The organism is Micromonospora sp. DT63, assembly GCF_049841615.1.
GTDB lineage: Bacteria > Actinomycetota > Actinomycetes > Mycobacteriales > Micromonosporaceae > Micromonospora.
Map to the genome: position 1 here is coordinate 1047729 of NZ_JBNCKQ010000001.1, position 25949 is coordinate 1073677.

The 25949-nt window shown below is 68.6% G+C and carries 18 protein-coding genes; 8 read left to right on the forward strand and 10 right to left on the reverse strand.

Going from position 1 to position 25949, the window contains the following annotated elements; translation table 11 throughout:
* Positions 1 to 70: 70 nt before the first annotated feature.
* Positions 71 to 4102, reverse strand: a complete 4032-nt coding sequence (locus ACLQ27_RS04865) for a discoidin domain-containing protein (protein WP_425865759.1) — start codon at positions 4100 to 4102, stop codon at positions 71 to 73.
* A 119-nt stretch (positions 4103 to 4221) separates the two neighbouring features.
* Positions 4222 to 6147: a Na+/H+ antiporter NhaA gene (gene nhaA, locus ACLQ27_RS04870; RefSeq protein ID WP_425865760.1), complete on the reverse strand. Its 1926-nt coding sequence runs from the start codon at positions 6145 to 6147 to the stop codon at positions 4222 to 4224.
* A gap of 169 nt (positions 6148 to 6316) precedes the next feature.
* Here nhaA and ACLQ27_RS04875 point away from each other — a divergent pair, with 169 nt between their 5' ends.
* The 5 genes from ACLQ27_RS04875 (at position 6317) to ACLQ27_RS04895 (ending at position 9203) form a co-directional block, all read left to right on the forward strand.
* A complete protein-coding gene (locus ACLQ27_RS04875) occupies positions 6317 to 6715 on the forward strand; it encodes a YbaB/EbfC family DNA-binding protein (RefSeq protein WP_425865761.1) in 399 nt (132 codons plus the stop codon).
* Positions 6702 to 7022, forward strand: coding sequence for a type VII secretion target (locus tag ACLQ27_RS04880; protein WP_425865762.1), 321 nt, complete (start codon positions 6702 to 6704; stop codon positions 7020 to 7022). The genes ACLQ27_RS04875 and ACLQ27_RS04880 overlap by 14 nt, the downstream gene beginning before the upstream one ends.
* Complete coding sequence (locus ACLQ27_RS04885; protein ID WP_425865763.1) at positions 7019 to 8332, forward strand: WXG100 family type VII secretion target; 1314 nt, start codon at positions 7019 to 7021, stop codon at positions 8330 to 8332. The genes ACLQ27_RS04880 and ACLQ27_RS04885 overlap by 4 nt, the downstream gene beginning before the upstream one ends.
* Entirely contained in the window at positions 8329 to 8721 is a 393-nt protein-coding gene (locus ACLQ27_RS04890) for a hypothetical protein (protein ID WP_425865764.1), read from the forward strand. Before ACLQ27_RS04885 ends, ACLQ27_RS04890 begins: the two co-directional genes overlap by 4 nt.
* A gap of 134 nt (positions 8722 to 8855) precedes the next feature.
* Positions 8856 to 9203, forward strand: a complete 348-nt coding sequence (locus tag ACLQ27_RS04895; protein WP_357492461.1) for a hypothetical protein — start codon at positions 8856 to 8858, stop codon at positions 9201 to 9203.
* Positions 9204 to 9352: 149 nt separating this feature from the next.
* Here the strand turns inward: ACLQ27_RS04895 and ACLQ27_RS04900 are convergent, their stop codons facing one another.
* Genes ACLQ27_RS04900 through ACLQ27_RS04915 form a run of 4 tightly spaced genes read right to left on the reverse strand, consistent with a single transcriptional unit; the run spans position 9353 to position 16449 of the window.
* Positions 9353 to 9727, reverse strand: a complete 375-nt coding sequence (locus ACLQ27_RS04900; protein ID WP_425865765.1) for a hypothetical protein — start codon at positions 9725 to 9727, stop codon at positions 9353 to 9355.
* Positions 9717 to 13178 carry a DEAD/DEAH box helicase family protein gene (locus ACLQ27_RS04905; protein ID WP_425865766.1) on the reverse strand — a complete coding sequence of 1154 codons (3462 nt, stop codon included), beginning with the start codon at positions 13176 to 13178 and terminating at the stop codon, positions 9717 to 9719. Before ACLQ27_RS04905 ends, ACLQ27_RS04900 begins: the two co-directional genes overlap by 11 nt.
* Positions 13175 to 15166, reverse strand: a complete 1992-nt coding sequence (locus tag ACLQ27_RS04910; RefSeq protein ID WP_357492467.1) for a hypothetical protein — start codon at positions 15164 to 15166, stop codon at positions 13175 to 13177. The genes ACLQ27_RS04905 and ACLQ27_RS04910 overlap by 4 nt, the downstream gene beginning before the upstream one ends.
* The gene (locus ACLQ27_RS04915) at positions 15163 to 16449 is read right to left on the reverse strand and encodes a hypothetical protein (protein WP_357492469.1); all 1287 of its coding nucleotides are present in this window, start codon (positions 16447 to 16449) and stop codon (positions 15163 to 15165) included. The genes ACLQ27_RS04910 and ACLQ27_RS04915 overlap by 4 nt, the downstream gene beginning before the upstream one ends.
* Positions 16450 to 16610: 161 nt before the next feature.
* On the opposite strand from ACLQ27_RS04915, the gene ACLQ27_RS04920 reads away from it, so the two are divergent.
* Positions 16611 to 17126, forward strand: a complete 516-nt coding sequence (locus tag ACLQ27_RS04920) for a DUF429 domain-containing protein (RefSeq protein WP_425865767.1) — start codon at positions 16611 to 16613, stop codon at positions 17124 to 17126.
* A 389-nt stretch (positions 17127 to 17515) separates the two neighbouring features.
* Here the strand turns inward: ACLQ27_RS04920 and ACLQ27_RS04925 are convergent, their stop codons facing one another.
* Positions 17516 to 18364 carry a hypothetical protein gene (locus ACLQ27_RS04925; protein ID WP_357492473.1) on the reverse strand — a complete coding sequence of 283 codons (849 nt, stop codon included), beginning with the start codon at positions 18362 to 18364 and terminating at the stop codon, positions 17516 to 17518.
* 198 nt (positions 18365 to 18562) lie between these two features.
* Between ACLQ27_RS04925 and ACLQ27_RS04930 the strand changes: the two genes are divergently transcribed.
* Positions 18563 to 19357 carry a winged helix-turn-helix domain-containing protein gene (locus tag ACLQ27_RS04930; protein WP_357492475.1) on the forward strand — a complete coding sequence of 265 codons (795 nt, stop codon included), beginning with the start codon at positions 18563 to 18565 and terminating at the stop codon, positions 19355 to 19357.
* Between the two features lie 128 nt (positions 19358 to 19485).
* On the opposite strand, the gene ACLQ27_RS04935 is transcribed toward ACLQ27_RS04930, so the two are convergent.
* On the reverse strand, positions 19486 to 21627 hold the full coding sequence (locus tag ACLQ27_RS04935) for a UvrD-helicase domain-containing protein (protein ID WP_357492477.1): 2142 nt from the start codon (positions 21625 to 21627) through the stop codon (positions 19486 to 19488).
* A gap of 310 nt (positions 21628 to 21937) precedes the next feature.
* On the opposite strand from ACLQ27_RS04935, the gene ACLQ27_RS04940 reads away from it, so the two are divergent.
* On the forward strand, positions 21938 to 24949 hold the full coding sequence (locus ACLQ27_RS04940) for an N-6 DNA methylase (RefSeq protein ID WP_357492479.1): 3012 nt from the start codon (positions 21938 to 21940) through the stop codon (positions 24947 to 24949).
* On the opposite strand, the gene ACLQ27_RS04945 is transcribed toward ACLQ27_RS04940, so the two are convergent.
* A complete protein-coding gene (locus tag ACLQ27_RS04945) occupies positions 24930 to 25364 on the reverse strand; it encodes a hypothetical protein (RefSeq protein WP_425865768.1) in 435 nt (144 codons plus the stop codon). The two genes, ACLQ27_RS04940 and ACLQ27_RS04945, sit on opposite strands and share 20 nt — an antisense overlap.
* Positions 25361 to 25837, reverse strand: coding sequence for a hypothetical protein (locus ACLQ27_RS04950; RefSeq protein WP_357492483.1), 477 nt, complete (start codon positions 25835 to 25837; stop codon positions 25361 to 25363). The genes ACLQ27_RS04945 and ACLQ27_RS04950 overlap by 4 nt, the downstream gene beginning before the upstream one ends.
* Positions 25838 to 25949: the final 112 nt, after the last annotated feature.

Here is a 25949-nt window from a genome sequence, read left to right on the forward strand (position 1 = left end):
GACAACACCTCACTGGGGGTCCGGTGGCGCTGGGAAGCGGCTCCGGGCAGCCGCTCCCCAGCGCGCAATGCTATGGCGTGCCGTACGCCTGGGCGGTGACGGTGGCCTGGCGGGCGAGGCCCGGCCGCGCCGGCCAGGAGATCCCCACCTGACGTGTCTCTCCCGGCAACAGCCAGAAGTAGTTGTCGTCGTAGCGGGCCGGGAGGACCCGCTTGCCGTGCTTGTCGCGGACGGCGAGCCGGATCATCGCGGCGACCGTACGGCCCTGGTTGCGGACCGTCGTGGTGACGGTGTTGCGGCCGTCCACGACGCGTACGGAGCTGGTCGACGTCACCAGGCGAGGGCTCGCCAGGGTGTTGAGCGCCCGCATCTGCTCGGCCTTGTCGTAGCGCCAGTAGGTGTTCTCCGCGAGCAGCCGGTCACTGCCGTCGCGCAGCTCCAACCGGACCAGGTGCAGTCCACCGCCGTCCGGCGCGGCGACGGCGAACACGGGAGTCGTCGACGAGCGGGCCACGTCCACCCGCTGGCGCTGGGCGGCACCCAGCGAGCGGCCGTTGAGGTCGTACCGGCGGGCGGTGACCGTCACGCCGGTGAGGGCGGCAGTGGTGTGGTTGACCACCCGTGCCTGCCAGGTGCCCGGGTCGGCCTGGACGTGCACCGGCTCGCACCCCTTGCGGGCGCCGTAGTAGGCGCCGTTGACGTCGAGGTCGTAGTCGTAGGTCTGCCAGACCGTGCTGTGCCACGCCGGGTGCGACATCCACAGCAGCAGGCCGGTCGCGTCCTGCCACAGGTTGGCGTTCCACGCCTCGAACATGGCGCGGTGGCTCTCGTAGTTGACGAACTGCGCCCGGGCGGCGAACTCGTCGAGCGAGCCGGACGCGCCGAGCCGGGCGTCGATCGCCGCCTGGTACGTGCCGACGCGCTGGTTACCGATCGTCGACCAGTCGTGGTAGTTCCACACCTCGCCGATCGGCCACTCCGGCGCGTCGCCGACCAGGTTGCGCATGCTCTCCGCGACCGACACCACAGGCATGCCGATCTCGGTATGGAAGCCGAACGAGTCGGCCTCGTAGATCGTCGCGTCGGTGTAGGTGGTCGGGTCGACCCAGCCGTACGGCCCGCGCCCGCTCACGATGCCGCTGGCGGAGTTGGGGATGTAGAGGATCTCCGGGTGTTCGGTGGCGACGGCCTGCTTGAGGCCGGCGTCGACGATCGGCGGCGGGTCGCCCTCGTTGGCGCCGCACCACACGACGATGCTGGGGTGGTGGCGGAAACGCCGGATGGTGTCGGCAGCGATGTCGACGTAGCCCGGTGGGTTGGGCAGGAAGGCACCCGCCTGCCAGAAGTCGTTCCACACCAGGATGCCCTGCTCGTCGCAGGCCCGGTACAGCTCCTCGCGGTTGCTGCTGCCCAGCCAGTTGCGGATCATCGTGAAGTTCATGTCGCGGTGCATCTCGACCGTGTCGGCCAGCCGGTCGGGCAGCACCCGGCGCAGCAGCTCGTCCCAGCCCCAGTTGCCGCCCCGGGCGAACACCGGCACCCCGTTGACGCTGATCTTCAACTCGGTGATCTTGTTGCTGACCGCCTTGACGTCGGTCCACCGCTGCCCGTCGTCGGACACCTGGATGACGAAGTCGCGGGCGTACGCCTGCTCCCAGACGATCGTCACCTGGTCGAAGGCGACCAGAGCACCGAGGTCGACAGCGATCCACTGGTTGTCCTCGAACGCCGACGACCACCGGGTACGCGGGTTGCCGTCGACGGCCCGCTCCGGACCGTTGGAGTCGCCGTCGGACGACGACGCGGTGGCCGTCCCGTGCAGGGCCAGGTCGACGCCCGGCTCGGCCTGGCGCTGCACCGAGAGCGCCCACATGGACACGCCCCACGACGTCACCCGCGCGCCGGTCTGGATGCGCAGGTGCCGGGCGGTCCGGCTGGCGAACGTCTCGACCTGGGTGGCACGGCTGCCCAGCGGGGTGTCGTTGCTGACGGCCTTCACGTCGGTCCAGGCGTTCCCGTCGGCGGAGACCTGGACGCGGTAGTCCAGGGCGTACGCCTGCTCCCAGACGATGGTGACCCGGTCGAAGTCGGCGGCCGCGCCGAGGTCGACCTGGATCCACTGGTCGTCCTCGGCCCGCGAGGCCCAGCGGGTCGCGGGGTCACCGTCCACGGCCCTGGCGGGCACGTTGGTGTCGTTCTCCGACGACGACGCGGTCGCGTCGCGCCCCCGGGCGAGGTCCGGGCCGGCGCCGTCGGCCACCGACAGCGCGTACATGGAGATGCCCCACCCGGTGGCGCGCTGGCCGGCCTGGATGCGCACGTGTCGGGCGTGCTGCCGATTGAACGTGACGGTCTGCGTGGCGGCGCCGTCGACGAAGTCGAGCGGGGGCTGGCCGGGCGGGGAGATCACGATCGGCTGGTGCCAGTCGTAGCCGAACTCGCGGACACCGAAGCGCAGCTCGCGCCGGTCGCTGACCGCGCGCTTGACGGTGGCGGTGAGCGTCAGGTCGTACAGGTGGGGCTCGCCGTAGCCGTTGGGCCACCAGAGGCGGGGCTTGGCGAGGCGCAGGGCCCCGAAACGCTCCGGGGTGAAGGTGACCGTCGCGGATCCGTGCCCGGCGAGGGTCACTGTGGACTCGACGCGTACCTTGTCGAACTCCGCGCGCACGGTGACTGTGGTCGCGGTGGCCGTGGCGTTGCGTACGGGCACCCGGATGGTGACCTCGGCCGTGCCGGTGTCCGGCAGCTTCGGCAGCGTGGTCTCGACGTGCGGGTCGCCGACGACCACCGCGCCGGTGCTGCGCAGCCGCACGTGGTCCCACAGGCCGGTGACCCGGTCACGGACGGCGGGCATCCAGTCCCAACCGGACACCGCCAGGTAGGTGGGCGCGTCGAGGTAGTGGTGGGCCGACTGCAGGAAGGTACGGCCGTCGGCGCCCTTGTCGCCGGGGGTGCCGGGGTGGGGCATCGGGGTGACCCGCACGGCCAGCACGTGGTCGCGGTGGCCCGCGAGAGCGTCAGTGATGTCGAAGGCGGCCCGCGCGAACGGGTGCTTGACGCTGCCGACCCGCACGCCGTTGACCCAGACGGTGGCCTCGTGGTTGATGCCGTCGAACTCCAGCCAGATCCGGCGGCCGGCGGAGGTGTCCAGGCCGCGTGGCAGCCGCAGAGCCCGCCGGTACCACCAGGTGTGCCGCGACAGCGCCTCCGGGATGCGCAGGTTGTTGAAGCCGGCGACCGGGTCGGGCAGGTGTCCCTGCTCGACCAGGGTGCCCAGCACGGTGCCGGGCACTGTCGCCGGCAGCCAGGAGCTGACGTCGACGCCCGCGCGGGACAGCTCGGCGCCGTCGGTGGTGCCCGCGAAGTCGTCCATCGTCAGCGACCAGCCCGATTCCAGCGCGACAGTGCCGTCCGGGGCCACCGTGAGCTCGGGGGTCCGGCCGGTGTTGCCTCCCTCCCAGCTCGTCCAGCCCGCGGCCCTCGGGCGAGGGGACAGGGCGGCGCCGTAGACCTGCAAGCCGTTCAGGCCGACCGGGTTGCTGTTCGACCGCCCGGTGACGGTCATCCGGACCCAGCGCGCGGTGACGGGCTGCGCGAGCTTGATCGCCTGCACACCACCCGGACCGTCGCTGGTCTCGTACACCGACCGCCAGTCGTGGCCGTCGGTGGAGACGTCGATGCGGTACGCCTTCGCGGCGCTGGAGAGGATCTCGTCGCCGTCGGTGTCGGTGTAGTTACCGTCGAACGGTCCGTCGGCGAGGGTCGCTTCGAAGACCAGGGTGACGGCCTCGACGCGGCACTGCGCCTGAAGGTCCACCGAGATCCACTGCGGATCGCCGTTCGCCGCGCGCCATCCGCTGCCCCGTACGCCGACCTGGGGCAGACCGTCCACGGCGAACGCGGCGGGCGTCGGCGCGTAGTCGGTCGAGGAGACCGACACCGGGCGGTATCTGGCGAGATCGGTGGGCGACGGGCCGCCGGCCCGCGGCGCGGCGGCGCTGGCGGCCACGTCCGGCAGGACGGCGCCCACCCCGACCGACGCCAGCAGCGTCGCTCCGGCGGAGAGGAAGGTACGCCGCGAAACGGGCGATGGCTCGGACATTGCGCCTCCAGGGATGGCAACGTTGTCAGATGGCGGGGAAGTCGGTGACAACGTTGTCAGATGGTGGCCTGATGTTCCCCGGGAGTCAAGAGCCCGCGTCCTGTCCACTCGGGAGCGGGCTAGCTGTCCTGACGCTGGCCACGCTCGCGACGGTGGTACTCGGGTTGCAGGCGCACGCTCGCGAACGCCGACTTCACCGCCGCCGAGAGCGCGGCGATGTCGTACGCGCCGTGGTGGCGCCGGCCGTTGATGAAGAACGTCGGGGTGCCGGTGACGCCGCTGAGGTCGGCGGAGTCGACGTCCTCGGCGATCCGGTCGACGCCCATCCGCTTCGCCATGTGCTCCCGGAACCCGTCGAGGTCCAGGTCGAGCTGCTCGGCATAACCGAGCAGCTCGGCGGGACCGAGCGCGTCCTGATGGGCGAGAAGCAGATCGTGCATCCCCCAGAACGCGCCCTGTTCCCCCGCCGCCTCGGCGGCCTCGGCGGCGAGCTGCGCGTGCGGGTGCACATCGGTGAGCGGCAGGTGCCGCCAGACGTACCTGATGTTGGCGAAGTCGGCGAGCAGTTCCCGGACCACCGGCTCGGCCTGCCCACAGTAGGGGCACTCGAAGTCGCCGTACTCGACGACAGTCACCGGCGCGTCGAGCGATCCGCGCATGTGGTCGCGCTCCGGATGGACAGGCAGCTTCAGGTCGACGATGGCCTCGGCGACGCCCAGCAGCCCGCGCGCACGCCGTGCCGGCGAGAGCCGGGCGATCCAGCGGAACACCAGCCAGGTGACAACTGACGCACCGACGGTCGCCACGAGGATGCCCAGCTTCGCCTCATCCAGGGCGGGGCCGCTCAGGGCGTGGGTGGCGATCAGGAGCGCGACGGTGAACCCGATGCCGGACACCGTGCCGACCCCCGCGACGGCGAGCCAGCCGACCGGAGGCCGGAACCGGTTGCCGCTCAACCGGGCCACCAACCACGAGGTGGCCACGATCCCGGCCGGCTTCCCCACGACGTACGCGACCACGACGCCGAGCGTGACCGGGGAGGTGACCGCCCTGGTCAGCAGCTCCCCGTCGATCACGATCCCGGCGTTCGCCAGGGCGAAGAGCGGCACGATCACGTAGCTCGCCCACGGGTGGTAGAGCGTCTGCAACCGCTCGTTCGGCGACAGCGCCGAGGTGAGCCCGGCCTGGGCCATGCGGGCGAGCTGCGGGGTGGGCTGTTCCCGGAAGAGGCGGAACTGGTCACTGGCCCGCTGCAGGTCGCCGCGACCGGGAGCGTAGGCGTAGCTCAGCAACCCCATCACCAGGCCCACCGCGACCGGGTCGACACCGGACTCCGAGACGGCGACCCAGGCCGCCACCCCCAGCAGCGCGTAGACCGGCCCGAACCGCACGCCGACGCCCCGGACGAGCAGAACGACACCGAAGATCGCCGCCGCGACGAGCAGCGCCCTCGGCGAGGGGTGTTCCGGGTACGCGATCGCCAGCACCGCGATCGCCACCACGTCGTCGACGACAGCGACGGTCAGCAGGAAACCCCGCAGCCGATCCGAGAAGCGCGGCCCGAAGACGGCCAGCGCGCCGAGCGCGAGCGCGGTGTCCGTTGCCATCACCGCGCCCCAACCCGCCGCGGTGGGACGCCCGGCGTTGATCGCCAGATAGATCCCGATCGGCAGGAGCATGCCGCCGAACCCGGCCAGCATCGGCAACGCCAGTCGCCGCCGTTCGCGCAGCTCGCCGATGTCGAACTCGCGTCGCAACTCCAGCCCCGCGACCAGGAAGAAGAACGTCATGAGACCGCTGTTGACCCAGGTGCGCAGGTCGTGGGACAGCGGCCAGTCGCCGAGTTGGACCGAGAGGGAGGTGCTCCAGAGCGACTCGTACGACGACACGTCCAGGTTGGCCCACACCAGGGCCACCACCACCGCGACGAGCACCACCCGTGCGCCGCCGGTCTCGGTGCGCAGGAACGCGCGCAGCGGAGCGTTGAACCGCCCCTGCCAGGCAGTTCGGGCGGACCACCCCCGCAGCGGATTGTTGCTCGTCACGGAGGCAATCTTCCTGGACGTGACCGTCTCCTGGCCCGGATTCGGGTACGAGGCGAACGTCTCTCCTGGCTGGTCCGGCAACCGGGGCATACACGGAACGCCACCGGTTGGTAGCGTACCGGTGATCTCGCTGGCGGTGGCCGGCGGTGGTCCCCTGGGGAGGGTCAGCATGTGGGCGGACGACGCTGCGCTCGACGCGGCGGGGCGCCGGCTCGACGAGTGGGAGTCGTCGCTCGCCGAACGGGCGGAACGGGCGAAGACGTTGTCGACGCGGATGCGGGAGCTGACCGGCACCGCCCACACCCCCGATCGGTCGGTCCAGGTCACCGTCGACTCGGCTGGCCTGCTGATCGACCTGCAGCTCGACGAGCGCACCCGGCAGCAACCCGCGGCGCGCACCGCCCAGCAGATCCTGGACACCACGAGAGCCGCGCGCGCCGACCTGCTGCGGCAGGTCGCCGACGTGACCGCGAAGTCCCTCGGCGACGACGCGAGCACCCGGGCCATCATCGACTCCTACCGCAGCCGGCTGAGCCACGATCAGGGGTCCAGCGATGCCCGGCGGTGACGGCATCCAGGTCGACCCGGACGACCTGACTGCCCACGCGGCCCGCCTCGACCGCTGCGCCGGCAGCCTCGACACCGCCCAACAGGCCGGCCAGCACGTCCGGTTGGGCACCGACGCGTACGGTCAGCTCTGCGCGCTGATGCCGACGCTGCTCGACGGCCTCCAGCGGACCCTGGTCGACGGCATCGGCGCCGCCGCCGCGTCGGTGCGGGACACCGCCGGCAAGCTGCGGGTCGGGGCAGACCACTACCGAAGCTCCGACGCCTACGCCAAGCACCTGCTCGACGAGGTGCGGCAGCGCCCGTGACGTCCAACCCGCTCGTCGCCGCCGCAGCGGACACCCCGCCCAGCGCCTGGGCGGGTGTGTGGATCTGCGAGGACATCGAACTCATCGCGCAGGGCGTCCGCACCGGCAGTTGGATCGACGGCAGCCTCGGCGTGGTGAGCGCGGGCCTCGACGCCCTCGCCTTCGTCTCCGACCCGGTCGGCGCCCTGCTCCAGTACGGGATCGCCTGGCTCATCGAGCACGTCAGGCCGCTCAGCGAGGCGCTCGACTGGCTCGCCGGCGACCCCGCCGCGATCACCGCACACGCCCAGACCTGGCGCAACGTCGCCGCCTCGCTCCACGAGGAGGCAGCCGAACTGACCCGCTCCGTCCGCGACGACGTCGCCGGCTGGGGCGGCAGCGCCGGCCCCGCCTACCGCGCCTGGGCCGCCGAACAACAACAGGCCATCACCGGCCTCGCCCAGGGCGCCGACACCATGGCCGCGATCACCGAAGGCGCCGCCGGCCTGGTGGCCGCCGTCCGGCTCCTGGTCCGCGACGCCATCGCCACCTGCGTGTCCCGCCTCATCACGTACGCAGGCGAACTCGTCGTCACCGGCGGACTTGCCGCACCGCTGGTCGTGGAACAGGTTTCGACGCTGGTCGCGTCGTGGGCGGCGCGGATCGCGCGGCTGCTGCGGGGACTGCTGGCCAGCCTGCGCCGACTGATCCCGGCGGTACGCCGCCTCGGCGACCTCATCGAGAAACTCAAGCAAGCCCTCGGACGACTCACTCGACTCGGGCCGGCCGACCGGATGGGACAGCGCCGCGACTGGGCCGACCCGAGGGGTCGGCCGCTACCGCCCGAAAGGACGCCCGATTCCTACCTCTCCGCTGGCGATCCGGTTTACTACTCCGATCGCTCGACCGGAGTTGGCTACGACGAATTGACGATGCGGAACTTTGACAAGGTGCGACCGCTGGATGGGCACCATGACGTCGTCGTACACGGCACCGACCAGGGATACTTCGTCCCGGGCAAGGTCTCAGCAGACGGAGCGCACATGGACGGCAACGCCACCAACGCGGCTCAGATCGCCGCCGCAGTTCGGGACAATCCCGCCTACGATGGTGGCCCCCTCCGTCTGGTTTCCTGCTATGCCGGCACGGTCAAGCCCGGTTCCGACGCGGTGCCACTCGGTCAACAGGTCGCCGACGAACTCGGGGTCAGCGTGCTCGCGCCAACGGCCCGGGTGGGAACCCAGCGATGGGCCGCAGAGCCCCAACCGCCAGTCGTCGAGAGCGGCGGCTCCTGGGAGGTCTTCGTACCGCGAGCGAAAGGTCAACGATGAAGACTGTGGGGTTCTTTCGAGAACTAGGACCAAACCAGACCGAGGTGTACGCGGAGAGCATCCACGCGCACATCCACGCGGAGTCACTGCCCGACGCCGCACAGGTCGAAGACTATCTACGTCATGGACATGGCCTCATCGACGTCATGGGCGCGGAGATCGACGTCCTCGGCAGTGGCCGACACCTTGTCGGAGGCGCATCGGTGCTGACGGACGGCGAGTGGTTGTGGCGCGACGACCTCCGCTACTACCTGGCCACATACCGCGTGCAGCTGCCCACGGAATTTCTGCAAACAGTGCGTGGCAATCACTACCGCGTGCCCGATCTCCGGGAAGATCAGCTCCGGCTGGCCGGCGAGGAAGCGACACGAATCCTTGGATACCACTGACAGACCGACCAGGGCTTGGCCCCAGAACCTGACCAAGAAACGCCTACACGTTTCGCAGTTCACCCGCGTAGTTGACCGAGAGCGCACGGTTCATCAGGACCGACCGTCGGTCCGCGAGTATTCATCGTGGGGAGATGATGGCTGGCCTCATCGTGCTAAAGCCCGGCGTCGACTGGATCTCGTCGGGAGGGTTGTTCGACTGGACGCTGGAGTTCCTGATCTCTCGTCTCTCTGACAGACAGACCGCTAAACACTTGCAGGAGATCGTCGACAACAACCTCGGCTCGTTACCGGTCGGCGACCTGTCCGCTGCAGCACAGCTGGAGATCGTGAGTCATTGGCGAAACGACCTGGTGACAACTGGCGAACTGCAACTGCCGGAGACCGAGCACAAGGTCGACGTCATCCACCATCTTCAGGAACTGGTGGACGCAACCTACTCAGCCGGGTTCCCCGACTCGAGCACTCCTGGTAGTCGATGACGCTGTGCGGTCCCCTCACCGCAGGAGCATCTGGGCCGGGTACGAGCTCTTCGACCTCATCGAAGTGGCTGCGGTCGTGGATGGGAACTGCCCCGAGGAGCGCTCGCTAACGCGATGACGACCCCGGCCAGGCACGGTGCACCAGCAGGTTAGCGTCGATCCGCGCCCGTTAGCTGGAACTCGTACCGGTCGGCCTCGCGCGCAACGGCGCGGACAAGAGTTCGGAAGGTGCCCGCGGTGATTCCGTCCTTCGGCGTCCACCCGTGGGCGATCATTCGACCGTCCGCGTCGACCCGGAAGCCCACCAGCTTGCTGTGGCGGTTCTTCTCCCATGCCTCGCGGTAGAGGCGCTCCCACTGCCCGACGACGTCAGCTCCGGCGACCACAGCAGTGAGGAGATACCCCTCCGCGCCGTCGTGTACGTGTACGGAATGTGATCGGCCATTGGCGAAGGAAACTCTCACCTGCTTTCCCTTTGGCCGCATGTCATCGGTCTCGCAGAGCCGACGCCAGTCATCGCGCATGCCGAACATCCCGCTCCAACTCCGCCCTAAACTCCTTGAGCAGTCGATCGCGTTCGGGAAGATGCTCCCGCTCGATCCCATCAGCGAGCGTCGTGACCCGCCGGATCAGCGCCGCGACCCGAGGCAGGTCGTACGTCGGCGTGGTGAGCAGGACATCTTCCTCCACGGTGACGTCGTAGCTGCCGCCGCGGGCCTCGACGGTACCGAGCCGGGCCGATATGCTGGCCGACCGCCTCGCCAGGTCATCCCACTGGTCCGCGGTGCTGATCCGTCCGATGGGGCTGACACACCGGACAACGAGGTACGAGCCTTCCCGTTCCAGTTGCAGACTGAACGGCTGCTGTCGCCCGCCGGCGAAGACGACCGTGCCGAGGAGCCCGCTGTCGCCGGGCTGGTTCCGCTCCCACTCGACCGCGAGGTCGGGCAGGACCCCGCGCGCCAGCGCCTTGAAGCGCTCGAACTGCTCCATGGCGCTCGTCTCGTCCACCGCCAGCGGCCGGGCCTGCCCGTCGAGGTGCTCCGGTCGTACCGGAAAGGAGGTCCTGAGCGGTTCGGCCGGCGGCGGTGGGACGTCCTCGTCGGCCAATGCCTCCCGGCTGACGTCGAGGTGGCCGTCGCCCGTGGTCGGCAGAATCAAGCCTTCGTGCATCAGCCGGAGGAAATCGTTAATCCTGCGCAGTACTCGACGGACCTGCAGGCGTTCCACAGTGTCGGTGAGATGCGGGTAGTACACCTGCAGCCGATCGTCGCCGTCCGCACGGTCCAGGGCGGTTAGCCGACGCTCGCTCTCGGACCGCACCCTGTCGATCCGTCCGATCCGCTGCTCGATCGCCGACGGTGTCCAGGCCAGACCGTAGTGGTAGACGCGGGAGCAGAAGGTGTGCAGATCCTCCCCTTCCTGAAGGAGGTCGGTGCAGATCAGCACGAGCGGATAACCGGGGAGACGGAACTGCTGCACGTGGCGCCTGTTGACCCGGCCGGACATCCCGGCGACGGGCTCCTGCGCGGTGAAGAGTCGGCTGACAAGAGTGCGTGCTTCTCGCAGATCGACCTGCCTCGCATCGGGCAGGTTGGTGTCGAGGATGAGCTCGTAGTGCTCGGCCAGGGCGGCAAGCTCATCCAACCCTGCCCACTGTCGGGTGCCGGGCGAGGCGGCTGCCTGGCTTTCGAGTTCATCGAGGTAGGCGGTGATCGCCACGTCCGGCCGATCGATCGCGGCGGAAGGCTCCAGCGTTGGCAGGTGGTCGGTGACCACGGCGTACAGGTCGAGGAAGGCGTGCCCGAGGCGGGCAGCGGCAGAGAGGAACTGCGCGCGGAGATACTGCTCGCGAAACGACTCGCCCGGGTCGCCGCCGGTGGGCTCCGGCCAGATCAGGCCACGCAGCTGCTCTCGCCCGCGAAGCTCCGTGAAGAAGGTCCTGGTCTCCAGCAGATCCGGGTCCGCCTCCGCCGAGACGGCGCTGCGCTTCTCCGGACGGTACATCTCGCGCCAGATCACCTCGGCACGTTCCCGATGTGGCCCCTCGTGATGGGCGAGCAGTTCGAGCGCGGCGGCCTGGACAGCGTCGAACCGCGCCGCGCGGGTCGCCTGCTTCGCCTCGGTCAGGTAGTGCCGCGAGTGCTCGCGGATGAGCCGGTCGACCTTGTCCCGCTCCTGGCCGAGCGCGCCTGCCAGCAGTTCCCCGACCTGTCCCGGACCGGCGCCGAGAAGCGTCATGACGTGGTTGTCGTCAAAGAAGGTGCCGAGGGCGCCGCCCTGGTTTCGGAACCGCCCCTGGACGGTCGCGCCGCTGACGATGCCGCCGGGTCCGGCACCCCGGAAGAACCATGCGAAGAACGTGTCCTGTCCGCCGGCGTCATCGTCCTCCCGGACCTGTTCCACCACCATGGGGGCGCCCGCGTCACGCAGAGACCGCTGTCGGCGGAACTCGTCGATGGCGTTCTCGAAGGCCGGCCGATGCCGCTCCTTCAACCGGTTGCGTAGACGGTCGACGAGCCAGTCACTGTACTCATCGTCGAGCTTGCGCTTGAGTTCGGTGACGGACGCGACCCGGCGGACGAAGACCAGCCCCTTGCGGCCGTCTCGCCAGGACGTGGCGAGGGTACCGATGAGAGCGTCCATCTTCGGGTGCGGCAGCTCGCGGCCGAACCGCCGGAAGTGGTCACGGGCCAGGTCGTTGAGCATCGGCACGTCGATGCCCTGCCGCTCGACCACGTCGGTGGCCTGCCCGGCGTCGTCGAAGTTACCCTCGACGGCTTCGTCTGGAATGTCGTCGGGGTCCTCCGTCGCGGTCGGCTTCTTCGCGACGCTGGTTTCGAGGAACGACTCGAACGACGCCAGCATGCCGACCTGGAATCGGGTGCCGAACCGCTCGTCGTCGAGCAGTTCGCTCACCTTCTTCTGCACCAGCGCGACGGTCAGTCGCTGGCGGTCGTCCGAGATCCGGATCGGCTCATCGTGCTCGGCGACGCCCCCGCCGCGCCACTCCCGCCGGTAGAGATTCTTGGTCAACTGCTGCCCGGAAACCTCCAGCGATGTCACCCGACGAATCAGGAACTCCCCTGCCGCCTCCCGCCGCTGCTGCTCCGTGGCGTCCTGGTCCCGTAGCGGCCGGAAGGGCTCAGCCAGCCCGAAGACATCGAGCTGATTCCACAGTTGCCGGTAGTCGTCGTCCACCGGCGTCGCGGACAGCAGCAGCACCTTGCCGGCCCGCCGGCCGTACTTCTCGCGCAGTCTCCGGTCGACGTCGGCACTGTCGCGGCCGAGCACGGTGGCGAGAACCCGGTTTCGGGAGGACGACTGCGGTCCCCAGCCGTGCTTGAGGTTGTGCGCCTCGTCAACGATCACGAGATCGAAGTGAGGCAAGGCGGCGTTTATCGCCTGCGCGAACCGGTCCTTGATGACGTCCGCCTTGGCCCGCAGGTCGACCAGGTCGTCGGGAAGCCACGGGACCTGCGCGCACAGCCGGTCACGCAGGTTGCGGCGCTGCTGGGCGTCGCGGCGCAGGGGCAGGCTGAAGCTGGGGAGACGGACGAAGAAGTCGCGGTCGGGGCCGACTGCGGTCTCCTCCAACAGTTCGATCAGATTCCGGCAGTGCACGAGCGGTCGCGCCGGCAGCCCACCCGGCATCCGCACCCGCAGGTCGTCCACGCGAGCGTTGTTCTTGGTGAAGACGCCCTGCTCCCGCTGCCACTTTTGCTGGATGTTCTCCCGCGGTGCGATGACGAGCACTCTTAGGTCCGGCGCGAAGTGACGCAGCAATGCGACGACGCCGAGCGCCACGTACGTCTTGCCCATGCCGACCTCGTCGGCCAGGTAGGCGACACGATGGCGCTGCAGGATGTTGTGCAGGGCGACGGCCCCGTGGAGCTGATCCCTCGCCCGCTGCGGATTGTGGATCATCCGGTCGAAGTCCAGCAGCTGCGCTGCGGTGTCGACAGTGATCATCATGCCGTCACCACCGCCGTCTCGCCCAGGAACCGGGGCTCGTACCAGTCGAGGAACTCCCCCATCTCGGCGTCGTTACGCGCAATGAGCTGCTCCCGCAGGACGGCCCGCACGCTGAGAGCCTCCTCCAGCCGGGAAGCCCCGGCCGGATCCGACGCCCAGAACGCGGGGAAGTTGCCGCGTACGTGATCGGCGAGCTGTTGCGCGCAGAGCACCATGAGGTAGCGATCCAGCGGATCCCCCGCCGTCTCGTTCGCCATTTGCTCGACCAGGACGGGCACCGAATCGTACTTGGCGCCGAACATCCGGAACCGAGCCTCCTCGACCCGTTCTTGGTCGAGGGCGTCGTGCACGGCGCGACCCAGCGAGGCGAACCCGTGGAATATTCCGGCAAACCGATCGAAGATGGTATCTGGAGGGGCCGCCACCGTCAGCCTTTCCCCAGGTCCGCGCAGCGCCTCGCCGTGCGCGGACAGGTAGGCGTTTCGCTGCTCCGCGGTGAGCATCGACCAGTAGCGGAGGATGTCGGCCGGGGTCAGATCGAGCAGAATCGACGGGCGATGCGCCATGCCGGTCTCGTGGACGAGGACGATTCCGCGCTGATCACCGGCGACCGCGGTGAGGAAGCTGGTCTCGCGGAGCCGCTCGCACAGGATCGCTGCCTCGTCGACGGGCAGCGCCGTCCAGACGGCTCGCTCCAGCTGACCGACGTCGAAGAGGTGAACACCGCGGTCGTACACCTGGATGGGCGGGCTCTCGCCCGCGCCGTCCCACAGGACCTCTGCCTGCCCGGATGCCCAGTCGTACCGCGCCAGCAGCGGCACGTAGCCCTGGTCGACGCCGTCGTCCTCGCCGACCGGTTGCGCGAACGGCGGTGGTTCCTCGATCGCCTCCAGCCAGAACCGCGGGCGCCGGTCGATGGCCACCTCCGACAGCACCCCGCTCTCGACGTTGCCGCTGCCCGAGTGCGCCGGGCTGGTCAGGTTGAACGACCCGACGAGCGTGATCTCCCAGTCCTTGGTGAAGAAGCGGTACACCTTCGCGTGTACGGTCCGGTGCGCCGCTAACGCCGCCTGCTTGCCGCCGCGTGCGAGGATTGCCTTGGGCAGCCGACCCCATTCGCCGCCTCGCTCGCGCACCCAGTCGTAGAGCTCCGGGCGGCACCGCGCTAGCCCGCCCTCCTCGGGCAGCAGCACCCGCCACTTCCTCGGTTGGAAACGGTCGATCAAGGTCTCGAGCGGCACCGACGCGTCCGCATCGTCGAGGTACGGGGAGAGCACCTCGAGGTCGGCGTGACGCAGCCACTGGCCGGCGACGGCGTCGAGCTGGTCGACCAGCGACTGGGCGCCGCGCCGCCCGTTGAAGAGAAAGTGCGGGTGCATAAGGCCGCTCGCCGTGCGGTGCACGATCGGTTGTACGGTACGAAGCGCACCGCGAATGTCGTCCAGAGCGGCGTGGGTGTCGAAGTTCTTCGCCATGGTCCGCAGGTGCCTGAGGAACCCTCCAATCTCCGGTGCGGTCCGCGACCGGCCGGACTCGGCGATCTCCTCCAGGTGGGCGCACTCCACGTTCTCCCACCAGCCCGCCTGGGTCAGGTTCGCCGATCCGGTGAGCACCACCAGCGACCGTTCCTGCGTCGACGTGTCCCGCACGAGAATGAACGCGTTCTTCGGATGGAAGTAGCCGGTGCGGGGCCGGACCGGAATACGACGTACGTCCAGGCAGGCCGATCCGTCACCCGTCACGAGCGCGCCAGGGTCGTAGTAGACGGCGACGCGACCAGCAGTTGGGCGTAGCGCCTCCTCGAGCTGGACGCGCCGGATCTGCGGGTCCTGGTGCAGTTGGAGGTCAAAGAGAGCCGGGAGGATCTCGCGCTCAAAGAAGCCGGGATCGAAGCGGAACGTGCAGAAAACCGCGGCCAGCACCTCACGGCCGTTGATCTTCTCGCGCAGCGCCTCGGTGAGTACCGCCCGGGGAATGCCCTCGCTCACGCCTCACCCTCCCCGATCGCCGCCAGCATGGACACAAGTGACGGGATGAAGTACGGGTACCACCACAGCTTCCGAATTTTGTCACCGGTGGGCAGATCGGCCGGCTCGTCGCGGAACCGCACCCGCACCTGGTCCTGGTCGGTCACCTCAAGCCAGGCGAGCGCCCCACCGCGCTCCCGCATCACCGCGGCGTTGCGCTCCGCCAACGCCCTGATGAGCTGCGGATAGTCGCCGTCGGCGAGAGCCTCGGCGATGTGTGGCCATTCCTGACCGGGCAGCGCGGAGACCGCAAGCGGGTCGACTGAGTCGAGGCGGTCACCCCAGGACGATCGAAGGTCAGCCACGACCTTGTCGAGGTGGACGCCGTTCCGCCCGAGCAGGTAGCTGAAGAGCAGGGACGCCGGCGCGAGCACGGATTCGCAGGCGATGACCCGGCGCACCAGGTCGGCGATATCGCTCCAACCGCGCGACTCGGCGTCGTCGGCGATCGCCATCAGGTACGGCCGTGAGGGCCAGACGGACTCGGATGGCCTGGCTTCGAGGAGAGTGGCGAACCTGGGCTGCCGCCCCTCGGTCGGGTCGCCCTGGCCGCCCTCGACCAGGTGGTGCCGGTAGAAGTCGACCTCCTGCTGCGACATCGCCGGGCTGAAGATGCTCGCCACCGACTTACGCTTCTCGTTCGCGCCGAGGTCGAACACCACCCGGTCCCGCCGCAGCTCTCGGACGAGGTAGTGGGCATCCGGCCCCCACCCGGATTCGAGTCGCGGAATGTAGACGGCGTCCACGAAGGCGGCTGCCTCCGGGGTGAGCCGCGCGGGGCTTCCCGACGCGACGAGCCCGGATGCCCGTGCAGGGGCCGTGTAGTTACCGAGCAGCCCGTCCGTTCGCTGATTGCTGAGAATTTGGTGCTCCGGCTGCGCCGACAGGTGCACCTTCCCGCCGTTTCCGCCCGCCTTCGCTGCGCGGGCAGCGATCCGCTGCAGCCCGAAGAAGCCCCGATGACCGCATGCGACGTGCCGCACGTAAGCCGCCATCTGTTCCCAGACCAGGAAGGCGTTCGTCGGGTTGTCCAACTCGTCCGCACTGGCGAGCTCGGCCAGTCGCAACCCGACGAGCAGGGTGGTGAAGCCCTCTAGCGAGTCCGTGACGGTGGTCAGATTGCCGATGAGCGGTCGTCCCGTTGCCGACCAGACAGCCTGCGCGCCGAGGCCGTCCCGTGATCCCTTTACGCGAGCACGAGGATCCAGGTCGGTCAGGAAGAGCGCCACAGGCGCAATCATCATCAACTGGAATTCGGCTGCCAATCCTCCGTACCGACACAGATCTCGGGCGGTCCGCTTGGGGTGGCGGCATGCACGGCTCGGCTGCCGTCGGTGAATTGACCGGTCGCGACCCGGAGCAGCGGACGATATGGATGTTCGCTCAACCCCACTAGGTTGGTCAAATGCTGACGGCGGGGATCGATCTTGCGGCGGAGGACACCAACACCGCAGTGGCCTGGATCCGGTGGACGCCAACCGGGGCGGTGCTGGAAGAGTTGGTCATCGGCGCTGGCGATGACGAGCTTCTGCGAGCCGCGTCGAGCGCGGACAAAGCCGGGATCGACTGTCCGCTGGGTTGGCCAGAGCCGTTCGTGGAATTCATCCTCGCCCACCACCGTGGCGAGCTGGCCGCCCCGACCGACCTGATCGGCCGCGATTGGCGCAGGACGCTGGCCTGGCGTCGCACCGACGTGGTGACCCACGCGCTGATTCGTCGCCCCTTGCTTAGCGTGGCCGCGGATCGGATCGCACACACGGCCATGCGGTGTGCCGCCCTGCTGGCGCGGCTCGCCGAGGAAGGGCAACCGGTGGACCGATGCGGCGGCGGAACGGTCGTCGAGGTCTACCCTGCGGCATCGCTGAAGCAGTGGGGCTACCACATCAGGGATACAAGGGGCGGCAGAACAGCGGTGCTCTGAACGATCTGGTCGATCGACTGACCGCCGCCGCGCCATGGCTGCAACTCGGCGACTTCGAACCGGTGTGCCGGGACAGCGACCACGCCACCGACGCTGTCGTGGCAGCCCTGACTGCTCGTGCGGCTGCCGTCGGCCGAGCCACCCGCCCCAGTCCAGATGACCAGGGCGCTGCCGCCACCGAGGGTTGGATCGCACTACCGACCACACCACTGACCAGCCTCACCACCTCAGCGCGAAGGGCTGACGGCAGGCCTGGCGAAGACCGCGGGGGCGAAGTCCAGGCTAGCGGGGCCACCGCAGGTTCGTCCTGACCCGGCGTGCCCCGGTGAGCGCCGCTGGCCACGGACGTCCTGTATGGCAACAGCTCGCACCACTCGGCCAGGACAAGGTCACTCCAGTGGCGTCCACCGAGCGAAGCCGCGGGCCAGCACGATACGACGCAACTGCCTTACGCCAAGCTCGAAGTCGTCAACATCGTTTGGGTGAATATCGCGGGGTAGGGCCGCGAACGTGGCAGCAGCCTCGTCAAGAGCGTCCAGCACGGCGAATTCGTCGGACTCCTCGGAGACCTCTTGGGCGGTCACCTGCTGCGAGCCGTCGTCGGCGAACATCAAGTATTCCACCTCGTCCGGCCTCAGCTTGAGCTCCCGCGCCCACGTGGATACCAGACACAGGTACCGGCGGTAGTCTTCGACGTTCCAGTCCAGACTGACGTCGCAGTCGGCGTGCTGCCAGAGCCACCGCTGTACGCGCCGATCGAGCACTAGCGCTGGTGCTGCCTCCGCATCGCTGCAGAAAAACAGGTACTTGGTGGCGAAGGAAACGCCAAGGTAGCGAAGGCGGTGCCGCTTCAGCCATTCGAACGCCTCAGCCCCGCCATCGCGGCGCGTTTTCAACGCCACCTCGCGGAGAATCCGGGGCGCCTCGTCGTTCTCGCGCAGCACCCGGGCGGTTCGGAACGCGCCGTACCCAACCCGCCCGTACCCCCACACCATCGCTGTGACGAACGCCTGGACAGCCTTGTCCTCGCCGTCACCAGCGCGGCGGCCGCGTTCTGCCACATGGTCGCGGTCGAGCCGGTCCGGAAGTTCCCCGAGGAGGTTCTGATGCTCCATCAAGCTGGCGAGCCACGTTGACCGGTTCCAACGGATCCCGCCCTGGGGCCGTCGCCCCTTGGCGTCCCATCGACTAAGGAGTTCCCGCAAGCGGTTCGGAACAGGGACGCAGTCGTACGACATGAAGACATGCTCTCACCGGCCTGGATCCAGACGTAGGAACAGACAGGCGAGGGCGAACCACCTATCAGGCAGGACTGCGACCACCTTCCGACGGTCCACAATCCACGTCGCCGGTACTCAGCCGACCGACGACTTCCCAAGATTTCTTCTGTCTGCAACACTGTCACCTCAGCAACCCTAGGCGCAGAGAGGCAGCCGATGGCACCAACCATCCGAGTGGACGACGAGGTGTACGCCCTACTGCAGTCCAAGGCCGAAGCGTTCGTCGACACGCCCAACACAGTGCTGCGGCGGCTCTTGAACCTGACCGGAAGTGTCGTCGCTGATCCCGCAGAAGGCCCAGCAAGGAGAGCGGATGTGAAGCCGGCATCGTCCACCAAACTCGCTCGGCTGCTTGCCGACGGCATCCTCGTTGTCGACGAGCGCCTCGTGTGGGATCGGCGAAATCAGGGGAAGCAACACGAGGCATTTCTCACGAACGACGGTCGGCTACGCCTGCGGGACGGTTCCCTTCACGACACTCCTTCGAGCGCTGCGCGTCATCTCGCTGGTTATGAGGTCAACGGTTGGAGGGCCTGGCAACGTCAGCGCGACGGGAAGTCTCTCAGCGACATCTGGGCGGAACATGGCCAGCCGGATACAGCAACGACCGGCACGGAAACTAACGGGCCGTCATTGAAGGTGCCGCCTCAGCGTCCTGCCGGACGAATGCGCGGTCAGACGCCGCAGAAGGCCTTCCGAAGGTACATCCTGGCGATTCTTCAGGAGGCCGGCGGTCGGCAGGAGGCCGACAAGTTGCTCGCGGAGCTCGAACGCCGCATCGAGCACACCTTCCTCGAGGGCGACTACCGGATCGTCGATGGGCCCGAAGTGCGGTGGCGAAACGCCGCTCGCTGGGAGCGCAAAGACATGGTCAACGATGGATTGATCAAGCGATCCGAGAATCGTGGCGTGTGGGAGCTGACATCGAAAGGAATGAACGCGCCGACGTGACGCGTCGAGGAACACGTCGGCAGCGCGACCAAGCATCAACACGTTAGCCGTCCACCTCGACGTCGACCGGGATCCCCGTCAGCTCCGGCGCAAACTTGCGGCGGAGCTCAGGGTCACCTGGGCTAGCTTCAACCGGCGAACGACAAGAACATGCTGGGCGCTCCGCTCCACGACACATGCAGCGCCTCCCGCGCCCGCGTGCTCGCCACGAACAGCAAGCACCGCTCCCGAAGCAGGTCACTCTCGTGCTGCAACGGATCCGCCTCGGCCGGCGTGACCTCCTTTGCGAACGGCACCGCCCGCGCGGTAACGCCGACCACCGCCACGCACCGAAACTCCAACCCCTTCATCGCATGCATGGTGGCGAGCCGTACCCCGTCGACGTCCGCCCCGGGCTGATCCCGCACCCGGACCGCCGGAATCCCGGCGGCAGTCAACTCCTCCTGCACGTCGCCCAACGTTGTGCTAAACCGAGCGCACACGGCGATCTCATTCGCCTGGACGCCCTGCTTCAGCCACTCCCCCACCCGCTCCACGAGCGCCGCAGTCTCGGCCTGGTTCGTCGGATACCCCGCAGCGTGGGGCCGCCTGCCGTGCAGCAGCGACCGGTAGCCGGCGAGGCTGTCGTCACCATCGCCGCCGAGGTCCTCGACCCGCGACCCGGAGAGCACCCCGGTTGCCCAGGAGAGGATCTCCTCGGTGCTGCGGTAGTTGACCCGCAGGCGGCTGCTGCGGCCGGTGACGGAGATGCCGAGAACGTTGAGCGAAACTCGAGAGTCGTAGATCCGCTGGTGAGGATCGCCGGTGATGAAGAGGTCGTCCGGACCGGGCGCTACCACGGCCCGCAGCACCCGCCACTGAGCAGGATGCAGGTCCTGCGCCTCATCCACGACAACATGGTCGTACCCGTGGACGGTGAGGTCTGCGGCACCGTGCAGCTGCGCCGCACGCGCGCAGATTTGCAGGTGGGTGTTGCTGCCGGCCGCCGACAACTCCTTCTGGAACATCTCGACGGCGTCCCACACCCGATCGCGCTGCCGCGACCCCAGCGCCGAGCCTCTCCCCCGCCGGTTCGCCGCGCGGTATTCCTCCCTGGTCTGCACGTTGTGCGCCAGGACCACGTGGCGGAACTCCTGGGCGAGGAACTGCTCGGTCCAGGGCAGCTTCAGCCTCCCGCTCACCCGCCGCCAGACCTGCCGCTCGTCCAGATCACCGATCGGGGTTGGCACCCGCCCGGCGAGGGCCCGCACGGTGCGGTGGGCGACGGCGTTCACCGTGGTCACCTCCACCCGCGCCAACTGCTCCTCGTCGTCGAGAAGCAGCGTCAGGTGCTCCCGCAGAGTCGAGGCCAGGGCATTGGTGTACGTGGTCAGCAGCACCCGGCTGTCGGGCGAACGGGAGAGCAGGTGCTTGACCCGGTGCAGCGCCACCACCGTCTTCCCCGTACCCGGGCCACCGGTTACCTGGGCCGGCCCGTTGTATGAGACCCGGTACGCGACCCGCCGCTGCGACGGGTGGAGGAACACCCGCCAGGCGGCGAACGGCTTGTCGAGGATCTCGGCGAGTTCGTCCGGCCGGGTAACCAGGGTGATCCGGTTGACGGTGTTGGCGATCGCCACCGCCAGACTCTCGCTCGGCTCCGGCGTCGCGTCCGCCGGCCGGCGCTCGGCCACGACGTCGCGGTAGACCTCGTCCGGCGTAAAGCCCTCGGCGAGGTACTGCAGCACCTCGAACTGGTCTTCGGGCAGCAGCGTGCCGAAGGCATCCAGCTGGGGCTTGTCGATGATGGTGCGTACCGCGCGCAGCACCTGGTCGTCGATGCCGAGGTGGCGCAGCACTGTGTCGGAGTGCCGGGCGAACAGCAGCGTGGGAGCTTGGGCGGCGGCCTTCTCCAGCGCCGGAGTCAGTTGCTCGATGGCGGCGACGTTGCGGACTTCCAGGGCTCGGGTGGCGGTGTTGACGGTGTAAAGGCGCTTGGCCGCCCAGTCGTACGCGTCGTCGTGTGACACGACGTTGAGCAGCAGGAAGGTGTCGCTGCCGTCGTCGGGCGCCAGCACCACGCCACGCCAGAAGTCGTTGATCCGGATAGTCCGCATCCGCGGGTCGCGGGCGTTTGTCACCGACTCCAGGTGCAGGCCCTTGTCGGCGCGCAGCTCGGCGATACTGAGCTGCTGGAACTTGTCCATCGCCTTGCGCACGCCGGCCTTGATCGGCTTTTCCAGGACGTCGTAGCTCTGCCAGAAGCTGTTGGCGAAGGCGAGCTGCGGCACGGGCGCTCTCCTCCATGGTTGGTCGGAAGGGTGGACGTGACCCTACCGGCGGACGGCGATTCTCGTGCCAGGCAGCACCATGTCAGGTCGGCGGGATGACGCGACCGACGGTATCCGTTCATGGTTACCACCAATTCGTCACGTTTGGTGATTGTCGATAACCCGACAGTAGTTCGCCTTCTCTGGATCTCGCGTCCGACAATATCCAGACTGATGTATGGCCAGCTCGGACGGTACGCCCAACGGAAGCCGAAGCCGCCACAAGCCAGTCGCGCCAGGGGTGGGTGCATCCGAAGGCTTCCCCGCCTCGTTGCAGCCGCTGCTGGCGCGCATCGCAGATCGCCGTGCTGCGCGTAGCGAGGCAACCCTCCAGGCCGACATTCGACAGCTCCTGCTGGCCGGTGACTTCGGCCTCGTCGACAGCCATCTCGACGTCGAGCTGGAGGCTCCGGCCGGCGGTGGTCAGCGCATCGACATCGACATCGGCTTCACCGTCATCGAGGTGAAAAAGCAACTGCGCGCCGGGCGGACACTCCATGAGGCCGAACGCCAACTCGCGGGGTACGTCAGATCGCGAAGCCAGGAGACCGGGCAGCGGTACGTCGGCATCCTCACCGACGGCGCCACCTGGCGTGCGTATCAGATGAGAAGCGGCTCGCTGACCCTGGTCGACAGCCACACCGTTGCTGCCGCCCGCCCCGACGGGCTGGCCCTGTTCTACTGGCTGGAAGGCGTCCTGGCGACGAGCCAGCGCGTCCCACCGACTCCGGGCGAGGTGGCTCGCCGCCTCGGCGCAGAGAGCACTTCCCACAAGCTCGACCTTGCGGCACTGGCCGCTCTCCACGAAGAGCACGCGCAGCTGCCGACCGTGGAGTTGAAGCGACAGCTGTGGGCGGAGCTACTAGGAAGCGCGCTGGGCACGCAGTTCGTAAACGATCCGGGCCTCTTCGTGGAGCACACGCTGCTCATGAACAGCGCGCACATCATCGCGCACCTGGTCGTCGGCATCGACGTCATGGAGTTGCAGCCGGAGGGCCTGATCACCGGGCAGCGGTTTGAGCAGGCCGGCATCCTCGGCGTGGTCGAGCACGACTTCTTCGGCTGGACCACGGAGGTGCCCGGCGGTCGGGAGTTCATCCACGGCCTCGCCCGCGGACTCGCGCGGTTCGAGTGGACAAGGGCTGACCACGACATCCTGAAGGTGCTGTACGAATCCATGATCGGCGCCGAGACGCGCAAGCGGATGGGCGAGTACTACACCCCGGACTGGCTCGCCGAACATCTCGTCGAGACGGTCGTCACCGATCCGCTGCGGCAACGGGTGCTGGATCCGGCCTGTGGCTCCGGCACGTTCCTCTTCCACGCCGTACGCCGCTATCTCGCAGCGGCCGAGGCGGCGGACGTACCGATGGACGCCGCCCTGACGCAGCTCTCCCACCACGTAGTCGGCGTCGACCTGCATCCTGTCGCCGTGGCGCTTGCGCGGGTGACCTACCTGCTCGCGATCGGGCATGACCGCCTCACCGATGACCGGCGAGGGCCCATCACCATCCCTGTGTACCTCGGCGACAGCATGCAGTGGCGGGAGCGACTGGACCTCTTCACGGATGACCACGTGCGGATCAGCGCCGGCCACAACGCGAGCCAGGTCGAAGACTGGTTACGCTTCCCTCAGCACCTGCTCGACGATCCCGGCCATTTCGACCGGATCGTCGCCACCCTCGCCAGCATGGCGGCGAAGCCGCGAGATCCGGACAACCCTCCCTCCCTGGAGGGGTTCTTCCATCGGATGGACATCGCGGCTGACGACCAGCCGATGATCCTCGACACCTTCGACGCGATGTGCCGGCTGCACGACGAGGGACGCGATCACATCTGGAGCTACTACCTGCGCAACCTGGCCCGACCGGTCTGGCTGGCCAGGAAGAAGAGTCGGGTGGACATCCTCATCGGCAACCCGCCGTGGCTGTCCTACCGCCACATGCCGCGGGAGATGCAGGCAAGTTTTAAGAAGTTCTCCCACGACCGCGGGCTGTGGCACGGCAGCAAGTTCGCAACGCACCAGGACCTCTCGACTCTCTTCGTCGCGAGAGCGGTCCAGCAGTACCTTCGAGACGGCGGTGCGTTCGCCTTCGTCCTGCCCAACTCGGTGCTCGACCGCGAATACTTCGAGGGCTTTCGCAGCGGGTGGTATGAGGATCCCGGCGAAATGACCGGCGTCGCCTTCACCGGCTCCTGGGACCTGCGGCGCCTTCGTCCCCATCCCTTTCCGCGGGGTGCCAGCGTCGTCTTCGGTGACCGGGCCACCCTGAGCACCTACCGACGGCTGCCGTCGGTGACCGAGCGGTGGACCGGACGTCTGCTGGCGAGTGCCAAAGCATGGAAGTTAATCGAACCCCTCATCACCCGAGAGCCAGCCCACCTGGTCCATGGCGAACCAGCCCTCGCCGAGTCACCGTACGGGCCGCGGTTCTCGCAAGGCGCCACGATCGTGCCGCGCATGCTGTTCTTCGTCGAAGCGGAGGCGGGAGGGCCACTCGGCCTCAGCGCCGGCCGTCGAGCGGTTCGCTCGGCGCGCAGCAGCCTCGAAAAGACGCCGTGGAAGGGCCTTCCCGCTCTCGCAGGCGTCGTGGAAACGGAGTTTATCCGCCCGGTCCTACTCGGCGAGTGCATCGTTCCGTACCGGATCCTGACCGCCCGACAGGCTGTGCTGCCGCTCGATGGGTCCTACCTGATGACCGGCACCAACCACCGGCTCGACTACCACCCCGGCCTCGCCAGTTGGTGGCGGCAGGCGGAAGCCGTCTGGGAGGCCAACCGCAGCAGCGACCGCCTCACCCTGGCCGAGCGACTCGACTTCCACCACGGGCTCACCGCCCAGTTCCCCGCGCCGCTACTCCGGTTGGCCTACGGCGCGTCCGGCATGCACGTCGCCGCCGCCATCGTCGACGATTCCGCCGCAATCATTGAACATAAGCTCTACTGGGGACCGATCGCGTCCCAGAACGAGGGCCTTTTCCTGTGCGCGATCCTTAACAGCTCCACGCTGACCGAACTCGTCCGGCCGATGCTGTCCTACGCCAAGGACGAGCGCGACGTCGACAAGCACCTGTGGAACCTACCCATCCCCCTGTACGACGCGGGCAACGCGATGCATCAACGTTTGGTCGAACTCGGCCGGGACCAGCACACGACCGTTGCCGAGGGGCGCTTCGACGAGGGCATGAGCTTCGTGACGATGCGCCGCCGAATCCGCGCTGAACTCGCCCGGCACCCGGCCGCCGCCGAGATCGAGGCCATCGTCAGGGAGATGCTCGGGTGACGGACCCGGGCGCCTCCTGCTGGCATTCCTTCGACCCCGGCAGCGCGGCGACCCTGGCCAGCACCTGTCGAAACGCACCGTCCTGGTTGTCCGGCCCGCTTTCGACGCCTTCGAGCCGGACCCACTGGCCGTTGTACCACTCGCTGATGTCGAGCCGGACCCGGACGATCCGGAGCCGGAGTGGACCGGCTGGGTACTGGTAGTCGGACTCGGCGAGCCGGACCACGTTCCCGGGGGCGACGGACACGCACGGGATGACCGGTACGCGAGTCACCGCCGCCGCGGGCACCACCTCGACCTGACCGTGCGGGCGCACGCGCGGCTGTGGTCGGGGCCCGGCGTACAGCGCCGCCCGCCGCGCCCGCAGGATCAGCCGGTTGCGGATCTGCGCGGGCGACAGGTCAAAGGCGTTCATTTCCAGTACGTCCGCGGGCAGCGCGTGATGATCGAGTCGGCCCAGGCCGCCCGGGGACAGGTGCCGTCGGCCCGGCAGTCCTGGCACTTGGGGTTGCGCGGATTTTCCGTTGGGCGCCGCCAGTGCTGGTCAACCAGCCCGTTCGCCCGCGCGAGCTGGGTGGGAGTGACGAAGAAGTCGCCGCCCGCGTCCGGCAGCACGGGCTCGACTGGCTCGCCGCCGGCCGGCGCATCGCCGTCCGGCGTCGCAAACCTCCCCCGGTTCCGCTCGCCGTGCCGATCCGGGGCGTAACGACCCGCGCGCTGATTCCGCGCAGCAGACCCCGCCGCCCGTTCCTCGGGCCGCTCGTAGACGAACCCGCCGTCGCACCGCGAGGTCACCCGCGGCCCCGGTACGACGTGCTCGACCACCAGCCGCCGGGAGCGCCCCGGCACGTCGCCGTCCGGCACCGCCTGCCCGGTCAGATCGATCACGACCTCCCGAGGCCGCAAGAACCACTTCCACCGCCTGCCCATGCTTCCGCCACGCCTCCCCTGCTGACCGCCCCAACAACTTCCCCGAGGTGAACAGATGCACAGCCTACAC

Coding starts and splice junctions, on each gene's coding strand:
- ACLQ27_RS04915 (WP_357492469.1), bottom strand. CDS start 16,449: ATGATGATTGCGCCTGTGGCGCTCTTCCTGACCGACCTGGATCCTCGT.
- ACLQ27_RS04930 (WP_357492475.1), top strand. CDS start 18,563: ATGGCACCAACCATCCGAGTGGACGACGAGGTGTACGCCCTACTGCAG.
- ACLQ27_RS04880 (WP_425865762.1), top strand. CDS start 6,702: ATGCCCGGCGGTGACGGCATCCAGGTCGACCCGGACGACCTGACTGCC.
- ACLQ27_RS04945 (WP_425865768.1), bottom strand. CDS start 25,364: ATGAACGCCTTTGACCTGTCGCCCGCGCAGATCCGCAACCGGCTGATC.
- ACLQ27_RS04905 (WP_425865766.1), bottom strand. CDS start 13,178: ATGATGATCACTGTCGACACCGCAGCGCAGCTGCTGGACTTCGACCGG.
- ACLQ27_RS04875 (WP_425865761.1), top strand. CDS start 6,317: ATGTGGGCGGACGACGCTGCGCTCGACGCGGCGGGGCGCCGGCTCGAC.
- ACLQ27_RS04865 (WP_425865759.1), bottom strand. CDS start 4,102: ATGTCCGAGCCATCGCCCGTTTCGCGGCGTACCTTCCTCTCCGCCGGA.
- ACLQ27_RS04925 (WP_357492473.1), bottom strand. CDS start 18,364: ATGTCGTACGACTGCGTCCCTGTTCCGAACCGCTTGCGGGAACTCCTT.
- ACLQ27_RS04900 (WP_425865765.1), bottom strand. CDS start 9,727: ATGCGCGATGACTGGCGTCGGCTCTGCGAGACCGATGACATGCGGCCA.
- ACLQ27_RS04895 (WP_357492461.1), top strand. CDS start 8,856: ATGATGGCTGGCCTCATCGTGCTAAAGCCCGGCGTCGACTGGATCTCG.
- ACLQ27_RS04890 (WP_425865764.1), top strand. CDS start 8,329: ATGAAGACTGTGGGGTTCTTTCGAGAACTAGGACCAAACCAGACCGAG.
- ACLQ27_RS04920 (WP_425865767.1), top strand. CDS start 16,611: ATGCTGACGGCGGGGATCGATCTTGCGGCGGAGGACACCAACACCGCA.